General features: G+C 72.0%; 15 protein-coding genes. 9 read left to right on the forward strand and 6 right to left on the reverse strand.

From position 1 onward, the window contains the following. Nucleotides 1-7: 7 nt before the first annotated feature. The 3 genes from ACWV17_RS30150 to rsmH all read right to left on the reverse strand — a co-directional run bounded on the left by ACWV17_RS30150 (nucleotide 8) and on the right by rsmH (nucleotide 3,585). A complete protein-coding gene (locus tag ACWV17_RS30150) occupies nucleotides 8-1,960 on the reverse strand; it encodes a peptidoglycan D,D-transpeptidase FtsI family protein (protein ID WP_455362161.1) in 1,953 nt (650 codons plus the stop codon). Between the two features lie 4 nt (nucleotides 1,961-1,964). After that, the gene (locus ACWV17_RS30155; protein ID WP_455362162.1) at nucleotides 1,965-2,543 is read right to left on the reverse strand and encodes an FtsB family cell division protein; all 579 of its coding nucleotides are present in this window, start codon (nucleotides 2,541-2,543) and stop codon (nucleotides 1,965-1,967) included. Between the two features lie 85 nt (nucleotides 2,544-2,628). Next, complete coding sequence (gene rsmH, locus ACWV17_RS30160) at nucleotides 2,629-3,585, reverse strand: 16S rRNA (cytosine(1402)-N(4))-methyltransferase RsmH (protein WP_455357196.1); 957 nt, start codon at nucleotides 3,583-3,585, stop codon at nucleotides 2,629-2,631. A gap of 272 nt (nucleotides 3,586-3,857) precedes the next feature. Here rsmH and ACWV17_RS30165 point away from each other — a divergent pair, with 272 nt between their 5' ends. From ACWV17_RS30165 to ACWV17_RS30180, 4 genes are all read left to right on the forward strand, one after another. Beyond that, the gene (locus ACWV17_RS30165; RefSeq protein ID WP_455362163.1) at nucleotides 3,858-4,409 is read left to right on the forward strand and encodes a beta-class carbonic anhydrase; all 552 of its coding nucleotides are present in this window, start codon (nucleotides 3,858-3,860) and stop codon (nucleotides 4,407-4,409) included. 245 nt (nucleotides 4,410-4,654) lie between these two features. Then, nucleotides 4,655-5,728 carry an AAA family ATPase gene (locus ACWV17_RS30170; RefSeq protein ID WP_455362164.1) on the forward strand — a complete coding sequence of 358 codons (1,074 nt, stop codon included), beginning with the start codon at nucleotides 4,655-4,657 and terminating at the stop codon, nucleotides 5,726-5,728. Next, the gene (locus ACWV17_RS30175) at nucleotides 5,728-7,092 is read left to right on the forward strand and encodes a DUF58 domain-containing protein (protein WP_455362165.1); all 1,365 of its coding nucleotides are present in this window, start codon (nucleotides 5,728-5,730) and stop codon (nucleotides 7,090-7,092) included. Before ACWV17_RS30170 ends, ACWV17_RS30175 begins: the two co-directional genes overlap by 1 nt. Beyond that, nucleotides 7,089-9,521, forward strand: coding sequence for a transglutaminase family protein (locus ACWV17_RS30180; RefSeq protein WP_455362166.1), 2,433 nt, complete (start codon nucleotides 7,089-7,091; stop codon nucleotides 9,519-9,521). Before ACWV17_RS30175 ends, ACWV17_RS30180 begins: the two co-directional genes overlap by 4 nt. Before the next feature lie 128 nt (nucleotides 9,522-9,649). On the opposite strand, the gene ACWV17_RS30185 is transcribed toward ACWV17_RS30180, so the two are convergent. The 3 genes from ACWV17_RS30185 to ACWV17_RS30195 form a co-directional block, all read right to left on the reverse strand. After that, the gene (locus ACWV17_RS30185) at nucleotides 9,650-10,057 is read right to left on the reverse strand and encodes a DUF3040 domain-containing protein (RefSeq protein WP_455355563.1); all 408 of its coding nucleotides are present in this window, start codon (nucleotides 10,055-10,057) and stop codon (nucleotides 9,650-9,652) included. Between the two features lie 250 nt (nucleotides 10,058-10,307). Next, nucleotides 10,308-11,066 carry a methyltransferase gene (locus ACWV17_RS30190; RefSeq protein WP_455362167.1) on the reverse strand — a complete coding sequence of 253 codons (759 nt, stop codon included), beginning with the start codon at nucleotides 11,064-11,066 and terminating at the stop codon, nucleotides 10,308-10,310. Nucleotides 11,067-11,250: 184 nt separating this feature from the next. Further along, complete coding sequence (locus ACWV17_RS30195) at nucleotides 11,251-11,778, reverse strand: SAV_6107 family HEPN domain-containing protein (protein ID WP_455355561.1); 528 nt, start codon at nucleotides 11,776-11,778, stop codon at nucleotides 11,251-11,253. Between the two features lie 191 nt (nucleotides 11,779-11,969). Here ACWV17_RS30195 and ACWV17_RS30200 point away from each other — a divergent pair, with 191 nt between their 5' ends. From ACWV17_RS30200 to ACWV17_RS30220, 5 genes are all read left to right on the forward strand, one after another. After that, nucleotides 11,970-12,794 (forward strand): PP2C family protein-serine/threonine phosphatase, encoded by an 825-nt coding sequence (locus ACWV17_RS30200; RefSeq protein WP_455362181.1) that lies wholly within the window; start codon nucleotides 11,970-11,972, stop codon nucleotides 12,792-12,794. A 41-nt stretch (nucleotides 12,795-12,835) separates the two neighbouring features. Beyond that, nucleotides 12,836-13,792: an MASE1 domain-containing protein gene (locus tag ACWV17_RS30205; protein WP_455362168.1), complete on the forward strand. Its 957-nt coding sequence runs from the start codon at nucleotides 12,836-12,838 to the stop codon at nucleotides 13,790-13,792. A 73-nt stretch (nucleotides 13,793-13,865) separates the two neighbouring features. Further along, nucleotides 13,866-14,648, forward strand: a complete 783-nt coding sequence (locus ACWV17_RS30210; RefSeq protein ID WP_455362169.1) for an ATP-binding cassette domain-containing protein — start codon at nucleotides 13,866-13,868, stop codon at nucleotides 14,646-14,648. Beyond that, nucleotides 14,620-16,704, forward strand: a complete 2,085-nt coding sequence (locus ACWV17_RS30215) for a YhgE/Pip family protein (protein WP_455362170.1) — start codon at nucleotides 14,620-14,622, stop codon at nucleotides 16,702-16,704. Before ACWV17_RS30210 ends, ACWV17_RS30215 begins: the two co-directional genes overlap by 29 nt. A gap of 47 nt (nucleotides 16,705-16,751) precedes the next feature. Next, entirely contained in the window at nucleotides 16,752-17,363 is a 612-nt protein-coding gene (locus ACWV17_RS30220; RefSeq protein ID WP_455362171.1) for a TetR/AcrR family transcriptional regulator, read from the forward strand. Nucleotides 17,364-17,632 lie beyond the last annotated feature (269 nt).

Below are 17,632 nucleotides of genomic sequence, written 5' to 3' on the forward strand. Positions count from 1 at the left end.
TCGTGCGTCACTCGCCGGCTTTGAAGGTCACCGGCAGCCCCGCGGGGGCGGTGCCGGTCGGTGGGATCTGGAGGGTCTTCAGCGCGAACTCCATGACCTGCTTGTAGATGGGTCCGCAGATCTGTCCGCCGAAGTAGCTGCCCTTGGTGGGGTTCTGGATGGCGCAGTAGACCGTGACGCGCGGGGCGTCGGCCGGGGCGAAGCCGGCGAAGGACGCGGTGTAGCCCTTGTAGCGGCCGGTGGCCGGATCGACGCGGTTGGACGTTCCGGTCTTGCCGCCGACCCGGTAGCCGGGAATCTTCGCCTTGGTGCCGGTGCCCTCCCGGTCGTCGACGACCGATTCGAGCATGGCGGCGAGGGTCTTGGCCGTCTTCTCGCTGACCACCCGGGTCTTCTTCGGCTCGGCGGCCGGGGTGAAGCTGCCGTCGGGCCCCTTGCTGCCGCGCACCAGGGTGGGCTCGATCCGTACGCCGCCGTTGGCGATGGTCGAGTACACGGAGGCCGCCTGCATCGCGTTGATCGACAGGCCCTGGCCGAAAGGGATCGTGTACTGCTGCGAGGTGGACCAGTCCTCGGGCTTGGCGAGGATGCCCCGCGACTCGCCCGGGTAGCCGAGGCCGGTCGGCGATCCGATCCCGAACTTCTTCAGATAGGAGTACAGGACCTTGTTGGCCGCCGACTGTGTCTTGCCCAGCTGTCCGGTGGCCAGGATCGTGCCGATGTTGCTCGACTTGGCGAGTACGCCGTTGAGTGTCAGGTACCAGGTGGGGTGGTCGATGTCGTCCTTGAACAGCCGGTCGCCGCGGTGCAGCCGGTTGGGAACGGTGACATGGGTGCCGGGCGTCGCGGCCTTCTCCTCCAGCACGGCTGCCATCGACATGACCTTGCTGGTGGAGCCGGGCTCGTACACGTCCTGGAGCGCGGCGTTGCCCATGGCCGCCGCGTCGGCCTGGGACAGGTCGTTGGGGTCGAAGCCGGGGGCGTTGGCCATGGCGAGGATCTCCCCGGTGCGGGTGTCCTGGACGATGACGTAGCCGCGGTCGGCCGCGGACTTGGCGACCTGCTCCGAGATGGCGTTCTGGGCGGCCCACTGGATGTCGCGGTCGATGGTCAGCTCGATGTCCGAGCCGGGGACCGCGTGCTCCTCGCGGGCACTCACCGTGGGGACGCGGCGGCCGCCGGACTGCGCGTAGGTGATCTCGCCGTCCTTGCCGGCGAGTTCCTTGTTCAGCTTGGACTCCAGGCCGCCCGCGCCCTTGCCCTCGGCGTTGACCCAGCCCAGTATCCCGGCGGCCAACGACCCGTTGGGATAGACGCGTTTGCTGCTCGGCTCCTGGAAGACACCCGCCATGGCGTTGGCGCCGGGGCCTCCCTTGGCCCGGTCGGCCCGCGCCTTCTCCTCGAAGACGGTCCTGAGGTCCTTGATCTGGTTCCACGTCTGCGGGGTCTGGCGGCGGGCGAGGACGACGTACCTCGTCTTCGGCGTCCGCAGTTTTGCGGCCAGCTCCTCCGCGTCCTGGCCGAGGATCGGCGCAAGCAGCGCGGCGGCCTGCTCGGGCGCGTCGGGGGTCTTGCTGAACTCCGGGGTGAACATCGACGGGTCGGCCGTGATGTCGTACGCGTCCACGCTCGTGGCGAGCGCGACCCCGCGGCGGTCGGTGATCTCGCCGCGTTCGGCGGTCAGCTTGTGGCTGGCGTATCGGTTCCGCTCGGCCTTGGCGGCGTACGTGGAGGCGTCGACGGCCTGCACCTGGAGCAGCCGTACGACGAAGGCCAGCATCACCAGGGTGAGCCCGACGCTGACCAGCCGGAGCCGGGGGCGGGGGTTGGCGAGCTTGATCGCGCCCGGTGTCTGGGGCGCGGCCGCCGGGCGCGGCCGGCGGGTCCCGGGGCGCTGCCCGCCGCGTGAGCGCGCGCTGGGGCCGGGCACCCGGCGGCGCGGGGGTTCCTTGGCGGTCACGACGTCACCTGCCGGGGTCTGGGGTGGGCTGCGCGGACGTGCTGGGCGTGGCGCCGGACAGCGGGAACGCCGACGCGGACGCGGACGGGATCACGAGCGGGGTCACGGGCGGGGCCGGGGACGGAGCCGCGGCGGCGGGCGTGGCCGGGGTGGTGTCGGGGCCCGCCGTCACGCTCGCGGTCGCCGACGGGGCTGCGGAGGGCGAGGCCGGCGGCGAGGCGAGGGGCGAGGCCGTCGGGGACTCGGAGGCGGACGCGGGTGACCGGGCGGCCTTCACCTTGCCGGCCAGCCCGCGGACTTTGCCGTCCGGTTCGAGGAAGACGGGTCCGCCGCCGGGCACCAGGCCCAGTTCACGGGCCCGCCGCTCAAGGGCGTCGGGTGCGGAGTATGCGTCGACGTCCCGTTGCAGTGCCTGCTGCTCGTCGGTGAGGTCGGTGGTCTGCTTCTTCAGCCGGCTCAGCTGGAACGATCCCTGATTGAGCGCCGAATTCAGCAGCAGCAGCGTGATCAGCCCGCCGCCGAGCAGCACCACGACCAGCAGGACGAAGGGGGTGCGCGCGGCCGTGGCGGGACCCGAGGGCATCAGCCGGGCCAGTCTGGCCGCCCGTCCCCGCAGTGGCTTGGCCGGTTTCGTCACTCAGCCCCCCGGTGTGGTGCGCGGCGGTCGCTCACGACGCCTCCTCGCGAATGCGCTGCGCTCCGCGCAGCCGGGCGGGAGCGGCGCGGCGGTTCTCCGCGACCTCCTCCTCGGTCGGCAGTTCCGCGCCACGGGTGAGCAGCTTGAGCCTCGGCTGGTAGCGCTCGGGTACGACCGGCAGCCCGGGCGGCGCCGTGCTGGCGGCCCCGGCCGCGAAGACCTGCTTGACCAGCCGGTCCTCGAGGGAGTGGTACGACAGGACGGCGATCCGGCCGCCGAGGGCGAGCGCGCGCACCGCGGCCGGAATGGCCCGTTCCAGGACGGTCAGCTCGCCGTTGACCTCGATCCGCAGCGCCTGGAAGGTGCGCTTGGCCGGGTTGCCGCCGGTGCGCTTGGCGGCCTGCGGCAGCGCGTCGCGGATCAGCTCGACCAGGCGCGCGCTGTTGCTGAACGGCTCCCGCTCGCGCTCCCGGACGATCGCGCCGACGATCCGCTTGGCCTGCTTCTCCTCGCCGTAGGCGCGCAGGATCCGCACCAGCTCGCCCGGCGGGTAGGTGTTCAGCACCTCGGCGGCGCTGACTCCGGTGGTCTGGTCCATGCGCATGTCGAGCGGGGCGTCCTGGGCGTAGGCGAAACCGCGGTCGGCCTCGTCGAGCTGCATCGAGGAGACGCCGAGGTCGAAGAGGATGCCGTCCACGCGGGGGACGCCGAGCCGGTCGAGGACCTCGGGCAGCTCGTCGTACACGGCGTGCACCAGAGTGGCCCGCTCGCCGAAGAGCGCGAGCCGCTCACCGGAGAGGCGCAGCGCCTCCTTGTCCCGGTCGAGGGCGATCAGTCTGGCCTCGGGGAAGGCCGTGAGCAGGGCCTCGCTGTGCCCGCCGAGGCCGAGGGTGCAGTCGACGACGACAGCCCCGGGCCGGTCCAGAGCCGGCGCCAACAGGTCCAGGCACCGCTGGAGCATCACCGGGACATGTCGGCTCTCGCTCATGCGCCCTCTCAGATAACGGCGCGGCCGTACGTACGCGCCGCGCACGCGGGGAATTCGGGACTTCGCGTCACTTTAGTCCACGTGACCTCCCGGTCAATCAACGGACCTGCGCGTCGCGAAGCATGCCCCGGCCGGAGGCGCAAACGGAACAGATCACCCGTACGGGTCGGGTTACTCCACCGCTGTGGGTTACCTCACAACAAGCCGCATTGACGTTCTTTGTCCCACCTCACAGCGGGCCGGGACCTCGCGTGACGACTACCGTCATATGCATGTCGACTTCTGCATCTTTCTCCGCCGAGTCCGCAGATCAGGCCGCGACCGGTGCCAGCGTCACCGACCGGCTCGTCGAGGCGAACCGGCGCTACGCCTCCGCGTTCCGCGACCCGGGGATGGCCGCGCGCCCCGTTCTGGGTGTCGCCGTCGTCGCCTGCATGGATGCCCGCCTGGACTTGCACGCCGCCCTTGGCCTGGAACTCGGCGACTGCCACACCATCCGCAACGCGGGCGGCGTGGTCACCGACGACGCCATCCGGTCGCTCACCATCAGCCAGCGCGCCCTGGGCACCCGCAGCGTCATCCTCGTCCACCACACCAACTGCGGCCTGGAGAGCCTGACCGAGGACTTCCGGCACGAACTGGAGGTCGAGGTCGGACAGCGGCCGGCCTGGGCGGTGGAGTCCTTCCGCGATGTCGAGCAGGACGTCCGCCAGTCGATGCAGCGGGTACGGACCTCACCCTTCCTGGTGCACACCGACGACGTCCGCGGCTTTGTCTTCGACGTGAAGACCGGGCTGCTGCGGGAGATCGACCCGGCCGTCTGAGTGCCCCCGAGCGGCGGCGCGGAGTGCCGCTGCGCAACAGCTCGGCAACAGCTCGGGAGCCGAAAAGAGCGCAACCCCCGACATAACCCACTCACTTGTCCACAGGCGAGTGACACGAAGCGGTAACGGCAACAAGAATGCGGGTGTGGCATCCCCCCGGAACCGTCCGGGGGCGATGTCCGTGTTTCGCGGTGGGCCGATCGCTCGTAATGGCGCCGGCCCTGGAACGGGCCGAGGAGGGCCGGGTGACGACCTATGACGATCGAGCGAGCCTCACAGATCTGACCACCACAGCGGAGCGGGTCCGCAGGTCGGTGGAGGGTGTGATCGAGGGCAAGCCTGAGGTCGTACGGCTTTCGCTGACTGTGCTGCTGGCCGAGGGCCATCTGCTCATCGAAGATGTCCCGGGCGTGGGCAAGACCATGCTCGCCAAGGCGCTCGCGCGGTCCATCGACTGCTCGGCACAGCGCATCCAGTTCACGCCCGACCTGCTCCCCTCGGACATCACCGGGGTGAGCATCTACGACCAGCAGCGCCGCGAGTTCGAGTTCAAGCCGGGCGCGATCTTCGCCCAGATCGTGATCGGCGACGAGATCAACCGCGCGTCGCCGAAGACGCAGTCCGCGCTGCTGGAGTCCATGGAGGAGCGCCAGGTCACCATGGACGGGCAGACATACGAGCTGCCGAGTCCGTTCATGGTGGTCGCCACGCAGAACCCGGTGGAGATGGAGGGCACCTACCCGCTCCCCGAGGCGCAGCGCGACCGCTTCATGGCCCGTGTCTCGGTCGGCTATCCCAGCGCCGAGGCCGAGCTGCAGATGCTCGACGTGCACGGCGGGGTCTCGCCGCTCGACGACCTCCAGGCCGTGGCGCACGCGCACGACATAGTCAAGCTGATCGAGGCGGTCCGGGAGGTGTACGTCGCCGAGCCCGTCCGGCGGTACGTGGTGGACCTCGTCGCCGCCACGCGCACCCACCCCGACCTCAGACTCGGCGCCTCACCACGCGCCACTTTGCATCTGCTGCGCGCGACCAAGGCCTCCGCCGCACTGAGCGGGCGGGACTACGTCCTGCCGGACGACGTACAGGCGCTGGCCGCGCCCGTGCTCGCGCACCGGCTGCTGCCGACCGCGCAGGCCCAGCTGAACCGCCGTACCTCCGAACAGGTCGTCGCCGAGATCCTCCAGCGCACGCCCGTTCCGACCGCTTCCCCGCGGGGAGCACAGCATCCGGCGGCGGTCTCGCCCGTCTCGCCGGTCGCGCCGCATGCCGTCGCTCCGGCGTACGGCCGGCAGCCGCCGGGCACCCGGGGCTTCTGATGGCGGCCGGCGGGCCCGCGGGCCGGGCCGAGGAGGACAAGGGCGGTCTCCGGGCCGCGCTTGCCGGTCTGACCACGCGGGGGCGCTCCTTCCTCGCCGCGGGCGTCGCCGCGGCGATCTGCGCGTACGTCCTGGGGCAGGGCGACCTGCTCCGGGTCGGGCTGTTCCTGGCGGTACTGCCGCTGGTCTGCGCGTACGTCCTGCACCGCACCCGTTACCGGGTCTCCGGCAGCCGGCGGCTCGCGCCGGCCCGGGTGCCCGCGGGCTCCGAGGCGCGGGTGCACCTGCGGATGGACAACGTCTCCCGGCTGCCCACCGGGCTGCTGATGCTCCAGGACCGGGTGCCGTACGTACTCGGGCCGCGGCCCCGGTTCGTACTGGACCGGGTGGAGGCGGGCGGCCGGCGGGAGGTGTCGTACCGGGTGCGGTCCGATCTGCGCGGGCGCTATCCGCTGGGGCCGCTCCAGCTGCGGCTCACCGATCCGTTCGGCATGTGCGAGCTGACCCGGTCGTTCAGCGCGTACGACACTCTGACGGTGATCCCGCGGACCGAGCCGCTGCCGCCGGTGAAGCTCTCGGTCGAGTCGTCGGGGTACGGCGAGGGCCGGCAGCGCTCGCTGGCGCTGGCCGGCGAGGACGACGTGATCCCGCGCGGGTACCGGCACGGCGACGATCTGCGCCGGGTCCACTGGCGTTCCACCGCGCGCTACGGGGAGCTGATGGTGCGCCGGGAGGAGCAGCCGCAGCGCTCCCGCTGCACGGTCCTGCTCGACACCCGGGAGATCGCACACCAGGGGGCGGGCCCCGACTCGGCCTTCGAGTGGGCGGTGTCCGGGGCGGCTTCCGTCCTGGTGCACATGCTCGAACGGGGCTTCTCGGTCAGGCTGTTGACCGACACCGGCAATACGGTGCCGACCGAGGGGGCCGGCGGTTTCGCCGGTGCCACCCAGGAGTCGGCCGACGCGGCCGGGCTGATGATGGACACCCTCGCGGTGATCGACCACTCCGACGGCGCCGGGCTCTCCCGGGCGTACGACGTCATCCGGAGCGGGAACGAAGGACTGCTGGTCGCCTTCTTCGGCGACCTGGACGAGGAGCAGGCGGCCATGGCGGCCCGGATGCGGCAGCGCAGCGGCGGCGCGGTCGCCTTCGTACTGGACAGCGAGAGCTGGATGCACGGGCCCGCCACCGGGGTGTCCGGGCCGGTCGAGGAGCGGCTGCGGCTGCTCCGGGAGTCGGGCTGGACAGCCGTCTCCGTGCCGCCCGGGGCGTCGTTCGCCGATGTGTGGCGCCAGGCCGGCGCCGCCTCGCACTCCCAGGCCGCGGCGGGCGGCCTCACAGGAACCTCGGGGGGATGGTCATGAGCGGCCGCACGAGGCTGGCGCTGTGCGCCTTCGCCGCCACCGTGCTGGCGTCCTGCGCACTGCTGCCGCTGGTGCACCCGGCGACCTGGATCGTCCAGGCCGGGTTCCTGGTGGCCGTGCAGAGCGGCGTGGGGGCACTGGCCCGGCGGGTGCCGCTGGCGCGGTCCCTGACGATCGCCGCGCAGGCACTGGTGACCCTGCTGCTGCTCACCGCAATCTTCGTCGGTGAGCAGGCGGTCCTCGGTGTGCTGCCCGGCCCGGACGCCGTCCAGGCGTTCGGGACCCTGCTGTCCTCGGGCGCCGACGACGTCGGGCGGTACGCGATACCGGCGCCGGTGACCGACGGCATCCGGCTGATGCTGGTCGGCGGGGTGCTCCTGATCGGCCTGCTGGTCGACGTGATCGCCGTGACGTTCCGCAGCGCCGCACCGGCCGGGCTGCCGCTGCTGGCGCTGTACTCCGTCGCGGCCGGACTGACCCAGGGCGGCGCGAGCTGGCTGTGGTTCGTACTGGCGGCCGCCGGCTATCTGCTGCTGCTCCTGGCGGAGGGCCGGGACCGGCTCTCCCAGTGGGGCCGGGTCTTCGGCGGCGCGGCGCGCGCACCGGGCCGGGTCGCGGCCGGGCTCGAGTCGGGCGGCGGGGCGGCGCTCGCCCCTGTGCGCACCGGCCGGCGGATCGGCGCGGTCGCCCTCGGCATCGCGCTGGTGGTGCCGGCCGCGTTGCCCGCGCTGGACGGCGGGCTGCTGGACGGTACGGGCGGCGGGCCCGGGTCGGGCTCCGGAGGGGGCACGATTTCCGCGGTGAACCCGCTGGTCTCGCTGCAGAACAGCCTCAATGTGCCCGAGGACCGCGAGGTGCTGAAGTACCGGACGAACGCCGATCGGGTGCAGGACCAGTACATCCGGATCGTGGCCCTCGACCAGTTCGACGGCACCGAGTGGCGGACGTCGACGCGCCGGCTGACCGATGTGCCCGAGGAGCTCCCCAACCCGCCGGGGCTGAACCCGTCGGTGGCCACCACCGAGGTCACGACCAGCGTCTCGGCGGCCGGCTGGTACGGGCAGACGTACCTGCCGATGCCGTACCCCGCTTCGGAAGTGGACATCAAGGGGCGCTGGCGGTTCGAGCCGACCGGCCGGACTCTGGTGGGCGACCGCGGGCAGTCGACGCGTGGGGTGCAGTACACGGTCAAGAACCTGGTCGTACGGCCCACCGCGCAGCAGCTGGCGGGGGCCATCCGGCCGGAGCCCGAGTTGCAGCGGCAGTTCACCCAGGTGCCGAGTTCCCTGCCGGCCGTCGTCAAGAGCACCGCGCTCAAGGTGACCCAGGGGGCCAAGGACGACTACGCCAAGGCGGTGCGGCTCCAGGACTGGTTCGCGTCGGACGGCGGCTTCACCTACAACACCAAGGTGCGGTCCGGCACGGGATCGACGGCGATCGTCGACTTCCTGAAGCAGAAGGAGGGCTTCTGCGTCCACTTCTCCTTCTCGATGGCCGCGATGGCCCGGACGCTGGGGATCCCGGCCCGGGTCTCGGTGGGCTTCACGCCCGGCACCCCGAAGTCGGACGGCAGTATGTCCGTCGGTCTGCGGGACGCGCACGCGTGGCCCGAGCTCTACTTCGAGGGAGTGGGCTGGACCCGCTTCGAGCCGACCCCCTCGCGGGGCAGCACACCGGAGTACACGCGTCCCGAGACCCCGTCCGGGCAGCCCTCCAGCCCGGCCACGGACGCTCCCAGCGAGTCGGCCGCACCGTCGGCCGCGCCCTCGGCGTCGAGCAGCTGCACCCCGCAGTTGCAGCGGCAGCTGGAGTGCGGCCCGGACCAGGCCGTGGGCGGTGGCGGTCCGAGCGACTCCGGGTGGACCGGACTGTTCCTGACCCTGCTGTGGGTCGTCCCTCTGGTGCTGTTGGCGCTGCTGATCCCGTTGCTGCCCATGCTGTGGCGGATCCAGATGCGGTCGCGGCGGCTGGCCGGCTCGGACGGCCGGGCCCCGGCGGACGCGATGGCGCGGACGCTGGCGGCCTGGCAGGAGGTCAACGACTCGGCCTGGGACCTCGGCATCCTGCCCGATGAGGCGCAGTCGCCGCGCATGGCGGCGGCGCGGATCGTCAGGATCGGCCGGCTGGACACGGAGGCCGCGGAAGCGGTACACCGGGTGGCGGCCGCCGTCGAGCAGGTGCTCTACGCGCCCGTGCCGCGGCCGGCCATGGGCCTGGGCCAGGATGTGCGGCGGATACGTGCCGGGCTCTGGGCCGGGCTGGGCCTGGGGACCCGCCTGCGGGCGCTGCTGGCCCCCCGGTCGGCGGCCCGGGTGCTCTGGGTGGTCTCCGAGCGGTGGGACGGGGTGGCGGCCCGTATGGCCGAGGCCGGGCAGCGGACCGAACGGTGGGCCGCGAACCTGCGACGGCCGCTGAGGCAGCGGGGCTGACCGGTCGCAACCGGTGGACGCGGAGACGAGTGAGGGGAGACCGCCCGAAGGCGGTCTCCCCTCACTCACATCCCGGGCCCTCGCCCGTCTGATCAGTCTGTGTGGCCGGCGCTTCAGTGGCCGGCGCGTCAGTGACCCTGGTCGTCGCGGCGGCGCTGCCACCGCTCCTCGATGCGGTTCATCATCGAGCGGCGCTGCCTGGCCTGTCTGCGCGTGGCCGTGCCACCCGGAGTCTCGCCGCCGGACTGCGGCTGCTCACCGGGCTTGGGAGCTTTGCGCCAGCCGGTGACCGCGAGAACCGCGCAGCCGAGCATGACGAGGAATCCCACCACGCTGACCCAGATCTGCTGTGCGACCATTCCGGCCATGAGGAGCGCGATACCCACCAGAAAGCCTGCGACCGCCTGGTAGACCCGTCGCCGGGTGTACGTACGCAGCCCGCTTCCCTCAAGCGCTGTCGCGAACTTGGGATCTTCGGCGTACAGCGCTCGCTCCATCTGCTCGAGCATTCGCTGCTCGTGCTCCGAGAGCGGCACGGGAGTCCTCCTCATCCGTCGGTCGCGGGGAGCGACCGGGGGGTCCCCTTCAGGATAGGCAGGGAATCGCCCCCGTGAAACCCGCCCCTCTACGCCATTTCGCCAAACCGGACGTCATGGTGATTCGGCTGCTGAGGCGTTGATTCCCCATCGGCCGATCCGTCATGCCGGACCGTGTCCCCCGATCATACGGCGCGCGGCGGCTGAGCGGGGGTCCTGTGGCGTACTCCATCTGCGACTGCGCCGCTGATCAGGCGTGCTTCTCGCCGAGAACGTGCAGCTGGGTGGCGACGGAGTGGAAGGCCGGCAGCTCCGCCGCGGCCATCTCCAGCTTGAGCAGCGCGTCCACCGCGCCCGGCTCGGTGTCCACCAGAACACCGGGGACGTGGTCGGCGAAGACCCGGACGCCGTGCACCGCGCCGACCTCCAGTCCGGCGTCGCCGACCAGCCCGGTGAGCTGCTCGGCGGTGAAGCGCCGGGGCACCGGGTCGCCCTCGCCCCAGCGGCCGGCCGGGTCGCTGAGCGCGTGCCGCGCGTCGGTGAAGTGCCCGGCCAGCGCGCGGGCCAGGACCGCGCCGCCCAGCCCCGCGGCGAGCAGGCTGAGGGTGCCGGAGGGGCGAAGGGCCGCGACCGCGTTCCGGACGCCCTCGGCCGGGTCGTCCACGTACTCCAGGACGCCGTGGCAGAGCACCGCGTCGTACCCCTCGCGCTCGACGACGTCGAGCAGCCCCTGCACGTCGCCCTGTACCCCGCGGACCCGGTCGGCGACCCCGGCCTCGGCGACGCGGCGCTCAAGCCCGAAGAGGGCGTTGGGGTTCGGGTCCACCACGGTGACCCGGTGGCCCAGACTGGCGACGGGCACGGCGAAGTTGCCCGTACCGCCGCCGGTGTCGAGCACGTCCAGGACATCGCGCCCGGTCGCCTTGACCCGGCGCTCCAGGGCGTCCTTGAGCACCTCCCACACCACGGCGGTACGGAGAGAGGCTCGGGGGCGGGGACGGTCCGACACGGCAGGTGACTCCTCGGCGCGGTGCCGCCTCGGGCGGCGGTCTCGAACGGTGAACGGCGCACTCCACCCTAGTGGTCGGCGACGGGGCGGAGCGTCATCCCCGGTGCCACGCTCAGCCCGGAGCGCCGTCCCCGCCGGCGAGGCCGGGTAACGCCATCCCGACCCGCTCGCCGACCGGGACGGGTCACCCCGCGTCGGGCCGCTCCGGGCGTGGTTGCGGCAGTACCGGCTGAAGCACCAGCATCCGCTCCACCAGGCGCAGGAACATGGCGGCGTCGCGCAGCAGATCGTCGGCGTCGCGGCTGCTGGCCGCGTCGCGTATGCCTGCTTCCGCCCGGGCCCTGCGCTGGGCTCCCGACGCGAACAGGGCGCTCCACTCGGTCAGTTCCGGCGCGATCTCGGGCAGGACCTCCCAGGCGCTGCGGATCCTCTGCCGACGGCGCGGGCTGGTCTCGGGGCGGCCGCGCGCGGCCAGTACGGCGGCCGCGGTGCGCAGGGCCGCGAGGTGGGCGGTGGCGTAGCGCTCGTTCGGGAAGTCCAGGACGGCGGCCTCTTCGAGGCCGGTACGCGCCTGGGCGAGCAGGTCGAGGGCTGCGGGCGGAGCGGTGGCACGGCGCAGCACGGGGTGGACATCGCTCGCGGGACCGGTCAGTGAGGGGGCAGGGCCGGCGGCGCGACGCCGACGGGCGGCGGCTGCGGACGGACTGGCCATGACGAACCTCCTGTCGTCTTGTGACGGCTCTGTGGCCGTATGTGTCCATCGTGGAGGCCACCACTGACAATTGGCCCTGACCTGGGCCTCTCTCCCCGCGGAAGGGGATGACGGGCGATCGGCGGCAGGGCTCTCGCGAGAGCGAGCGGCTAAGGTGATTAAAGGATCAAAGGGACATGTCCGGAGCGGTCATGCGCGAACGCCGCACCCACTCGCCCGACGACGCACAGGAACTCCTCGTCACCCTCGGGCATCTGGTCGACCTGGCTCTCGAGCGGATCAAGCTCCAGCGGGCCCGGGTGGAGCTGGCCATGGCCCTGCAGCGCCACATGCTTCCGCCCGGACTTCCGCAGGTGCCCGGCCTGCGTCTCGCGGCCCGGTACTCGCCCTCGCAGGACGGCCTGGATGTCGGCGGCGACTGGTACGACGCCTTCCCGCTGGCGGACGGATCGGTCGGGATCACGATCGGCGACGCGCAGGGCCACGACGTGGAGGCCATCGCGTTCGCGGGGCAGGTCCGCACCAGTCTGCGCGCCCTCGCCGGCGCCGCGACCGATCCCGGCGAGGTGCTGAGCCACACCAATGACCTGCTCATCGCGATGGGGTGCGAACTCTTCGCGACCTGCTGCTTTCTGCGTTTCGACCCGGTCCGCGGCGATCTCGCCCTCTCCCGTGCGGGGCATGTCCCGATGGTCTGGGCGAACTCCGACGGAGACTCCGGCATCACCCTCCACGACGGCGGCCCACCGCTGGGGATCGTGCCCGGGGAGCGCTATCCCGTGACCCGTCGGCGGCTGACGGCCGCGGGGTCCCTGGCCCTGCTCACCGACGGAGTCGTGGAAGGCCCGACGTATCCGATCGACGAGGGGCTGGCCGAGGTGGCCCGGCTGGTGTGCGCCGGGTTCGACGCCGACCCCGAGATGCTGGCCGCCGAAGTCATCAGGGTGGCCGATCTGACCGGCCACATCGACGATGCCGCCGTTCTCGTCGCCCGCTACGACGGCATGCCGGAATAGTTCGATACGCCCCTGAATGTGGTGATACATAAGCTGGGCCGGTGACTGCTGTGGCGCGCAACGAGGAGATCCGGCGGTACGGTTCCGCCGCGCTGTGGATCCTCGCTGTCACGGCCGTGTACTACGCGTCCGCGGAGCTGGGACTCCTCCAGCAACTGGTGCGCGGCCAGGTCACCCCACTGTGGCCGCCGACCGGCGTGGCCGTGGCCGGGCTGCTCCTCCTCGGCCTGCGGATCTGGCCGGGCATCGCCCTCGGCGCCTTCCTGGTCAACGTGTCCATCGGACCGACCCTCCTCGCCGTCCTGGCCATCGCCGCGGGGAACACCGTCGCCCCGCTCTGCGCCTTTCTGCTCCTGCGACGCGCTGGGTTCCACAACACACTGGACCGGCTGCGGGACGTGCTGGCGCTGGTCTTCCTCGGCGCCCTGGGCGCGATGCTGATCAGCTCGACCATCGGCAGCGGGGTACTGGTGCTCGCCGGTGCGCTGCCCGCGAGTGACCTGTGGCCGACGTGGTGGGTGTGGTGGACGGGTGACGCGATGGGCGTGCTCGTGGTCGCCCCCTTCCTGCTCGCCATCCGTACGGCTCAGTGGCCGCGGACCGCGTCTCCCGCCCGCTGGGCCGAGGCGGCCGCTCTGGCACTGAGCACCCTCTTCGCCGCGTACATGGCGACAGGCATCGGCAACGCCTCCCTGCTCTTCCTCGTCTTCCCGTTCCTGATCTGGGCCGCGTTCCGCTTCCAGCTGGCCGGCGCGGCGCCCTGCGCGCTGGCCGTGTCGACGCTGGCGATTCTCGCCGCGGCGCGGGAGGTCGGGCCGTTCGCCCATCACGACCTCATCATGAACATGATCACCCTCCAGGCGTTCAACGGCGTGACCGCGCTGACGGCACTGCTGCTCGCGGCGGTCATCGCCGAGCGGAACCACACCCACGAAGAGATCAAGCGGGTCTGCGCACAGCTTGCCGAGCTGGTCGCCGACGAGGACCGCGACCGCTAGGCACCTTTCCGGCGTGCTAGTTTCTGTACTGACCAGTCAGTACAGAATACTTTCACTACCAGGGGGAGGGTCCGTGGACAGCCCGCACGGCGCAGCCGTCACGGCCGAGGACTTCGGACTGAAGGGCCCACGCGGCTGGGCCTTCCGCGGGGTGCGGCTGGACGCGCGGCCCGGATCACTCGTCGCCATCGAGGGCCCCTCGGGCTCCGGCCGCACCTGCCTGCTGCTCGCGCTCACCGGCCGGATGCGGGCCACCGCGGGCCGGGCCGAGACCGGGGGCCATCCGCTGCCGAAGCGGATGGCTGCCGTACGGCGGATCAGCGCGCTGGGTCCGGTGTCCGGGGTCACCGATCTCGACCCGGCCCTGACCGTCGGCGAGCACCTCCGCGAACGCGCCCTGCTCCAGCGCCGCTTCGGCAGCTCGGTACGCACATGGCTGCGGCCCCGCTCCGAGCGCGCGGCCGGGGCCCGCGCACGCGTCGACACCGCGCTGACCGCCGCCGGCCTGGACCTGGAGGCGCTGCCCAAGGGGCCCCGCACCTCCGTGCGCGACCTGGAGCGGCTCGACGCGCTGCGGCTGTCCGTGGCGCTCGCGCTGATCGGGGGCCCGCGGCTGCTCGGCGTGGACGACGCCGACATGAAGCTCTCCGACGCGGAACGCGAGGAGGCCTGGGCGCTGCTGCGTTCCGTGGCCGCGAGCGGGACGACGGTGGTGGCGGTGTGCAGCGAGGCGCCCGAGGGCGCGGTCCGCGTCTCGACGGTGGAGGACACCACGGACACCGCGCACACCACGGACACCACGGACATCGACGAGAAGGGGGCGGCGGATGCGATCGCCGAGACTGGCCGCGCTTGAGCTGAAGCGTTTCGGCAGGGGCAAGCTGCCACGGGCCGCACTCGCCGCGCTCCTGCTGCTGCCGCTGCTGTACGGCGCGCTCTACCTCTGGTCGTTCTGGGACCCGTACGGGCGCCTGGACCGGATACCCGTCGCCCTCGTCAACGACGACAAGGGTGTCGTGGCCGCCGGCAAGAAGATCAGGGCCGGTGACGAGATCACCGCGGGACTGCACGACAGCAAGGTCTTCGAGTGGCACGAGGTGAGCGCCGCCGAGGCCCGCGCGGGTGTCGAGGAGGGCACGTACTACCTCTCCCTCACCATGCCGTCCGACTTCAGCAGCCGTATCGCCTCCAGCTCGGGCGCCTCCCCGGAGACCGGCGCCCTCCAGGTGCGTACGAACGACGCCAACAACTACATCGTGGGACAGATCTCCCGGACGGTGTTCTCCGAGGTGCGGACCGCCGCCTCGACCAACGCCTCCCGCTCCTTCCTGGACAAGATCTTCATCAACTTCTCCGACATCCACGGCGCCACCGAGAAGGCAGCCAAGGGAGCGGACAGCCTCAAGAGCGGTATCGGCAAGGCCAAGAAGGGCTCACAGGACCTGGCGACCGGCCTCGGGGACGCCAAGGAGGGCAGCGGCAAGCTGGCCGGCGGGGTCAGGAAGCTCGACAAGGGCGCGGCTGATCTGGAGACGGGCGCGAAGCAGGTGGCGGCCGGCACCCAGACGCTCGCGGACAAGGTCAACGGGACCGCGGCGAAGGTGGGCCCGTTCCTGAAGGACAACGACAGGACGATCGGCGACACCGCCCAGCTGGTGGCCGACTCCTCACGCGTTATCCGGGACCACCTCGGCACGTTCGTGAAGGCCGCGCCGATCGCGGAGACCGCCTCCCGCAAGGCAGCCGACGACCTGACCGCCGTCCACACGGAGCTCTGCGTGGACGCGCCGGTGCCCAACCCGGCCTGCCCCCAGATCAAGCGGGCCAAGGACGCCGCCGCCGACTCGGCCAAGGTCGCCAAGGGCGTCAACCAGGTGGTGCAGGGCTACGAAGGGGACATGGCCAAGCTCGACGGGCACCTGGCCACGCTGCAGAAACAGGCCCAGGCGCTCGCCGACCGCGCGCCGAACCTGGGCAAGGACCTGGACGCGGCGGTCGCCAGGATCAACGCGCTCAACGCCGGGGCCCAGAAGGTCGCCAAGGGCGCGGACAAGCTCCACACCGGCCTGACCTCCGCCAAGACCGGCGCGAACGACCTCGACGCCGGCATCGGCAAGCTGACGACGGGGGCCAACAGCCTCGACGGCGGCCTGTTCAAACTCGTCGGCGGCTCGGGCGAGCTGGCCGGCGGACTCCACGACGGAGCCGCCAAGATCCCCGACTACGACAAGGGCGAGCGCGACCGGCGCACCGAGGTCATGGCCGATCCGGTGCAGCTCGCCTCCCGGTCGCTGCACACCGCGCCCAACTACGGCACCGGTTTCGCCCCGTACTTCATCCCGCTCTCCCTCTGGGTGGGCGCCATGGTCGCGTACATGCTGATCCAGCCGCTCAACCGGCGCGCGCTCGCCGCCGGCGCCTCCGCCTGGCGGATCGCGCTCGCCGGCTGGCTGCCGGTCGCCGCGCTCGGCGTCCTCCAGGTCGGGGCGCTGATGTCCGTACTGCACTGGGGACTTGGCCTCCAGATGGAGCGGGCCGCCGGTACGGTCGGCTTCCTCGTCCTGGTGACCGGCTGCTTCGCCGCCATCGTCCAGTGGCTCAACGCCCGCTTCGGCGCGGCCGGCCGGATCCTCGTCCTCGCGGTGCTGATGCTCCAGCTGACCTCGGCCGGCGGCACCTACCCCGTACAGACCAGTCCGGGCTTCTTCAATGCCATCCACCCCTACCTGCCCATGACTTATGTGGTCGAGGGGCTCCGCAGACTCATCACCGGCGGCGGGCTCGGCCCGGTCTGGCACGGCTGCGCGGTGCTGCTCGCGTTCACGGCCGGCGCGCTCGCGCTGACCGCGTGGTCGGCACGGCGCAAGCAGGTGTGGACCCTCGACCGCCTGCATCCGGAGCTGAGCCTGTGAGACCTTCGAGAGCTTCGAGACCTGCGAGACCTGTGAGAATCGACGTCATGGACAGCAGCAGCACCAGACGGCAGGCCACCCGGCAGAAGCTCTACGAGGCGGCCGTCACGCTCATCGCCGAGCAGGGTTTCTCCGCGACGACGGTGGACGAGATCGCCGAGCGCGCCGGGGTCGCGAAGGGCACGGTCTACTACAACTTCGCGAGCAAGACGGTGCTGTTCGAGGAGCTGCTGCGGCACGGCGTCGGCCTGCTCACCGACTCGCTCCAAGCCGCGGCCGACGACACGGAGAAGCGCGGCGGCAGCAAGGTCGAGGCGCTGGACGCGATGATCCGGGCCGGGCTGGAGTTCATCGACCGCTATCCGGCGTTCACGCAGCTGTACGTGGCCGAGCTGTGGCGCACCAATCGTGCCTGGCAGTCCACGCTCCTGGTGGTACGGCAGCAGGCGGTGGCGGTGGTCGAGACCGTGCTGCGGGAGGCCATCGACAACGGCGAGCTCAGCGCGGAGATCGACATCCCGCTGACGGCCGCGGCGCTGGTGGGGATGGTGCTGGTGGCGGCGCTCGACTGGCAGGCGTTCCAGCGTGAGCGGTCGATCGACGAGGTGCACGCGGCGCTCTCGCGACTGCTGCACGGGCGGGTGAGCGGGCACCAGTAGCCGCGGCGCAGCCCCCGTAACGGCACCCGCGCGGGCCCGGTACACGGCACCGGCGCGGGCCGGGACAGGGCCGGAACAGCACCCGCGCGGGGCCGGGACAGCACCGGGCCGGCGAGGCTCGATCCCCCCGAGCCCCGCCGGCCTGGCGTTTCCCCCCGTACCTCCCCCGCCCCCGTACCCGTCGGGGGTGCCGCGCCGTATCCGCCGCCCCGTGTCGGCGGTGCCGGCGCCGCGCCCCTTCCGTGGCCTCCACTCTTCCTTCTCCGCAG

The organism is Streptomyces mabaensis (assembly GCF_053763515.1).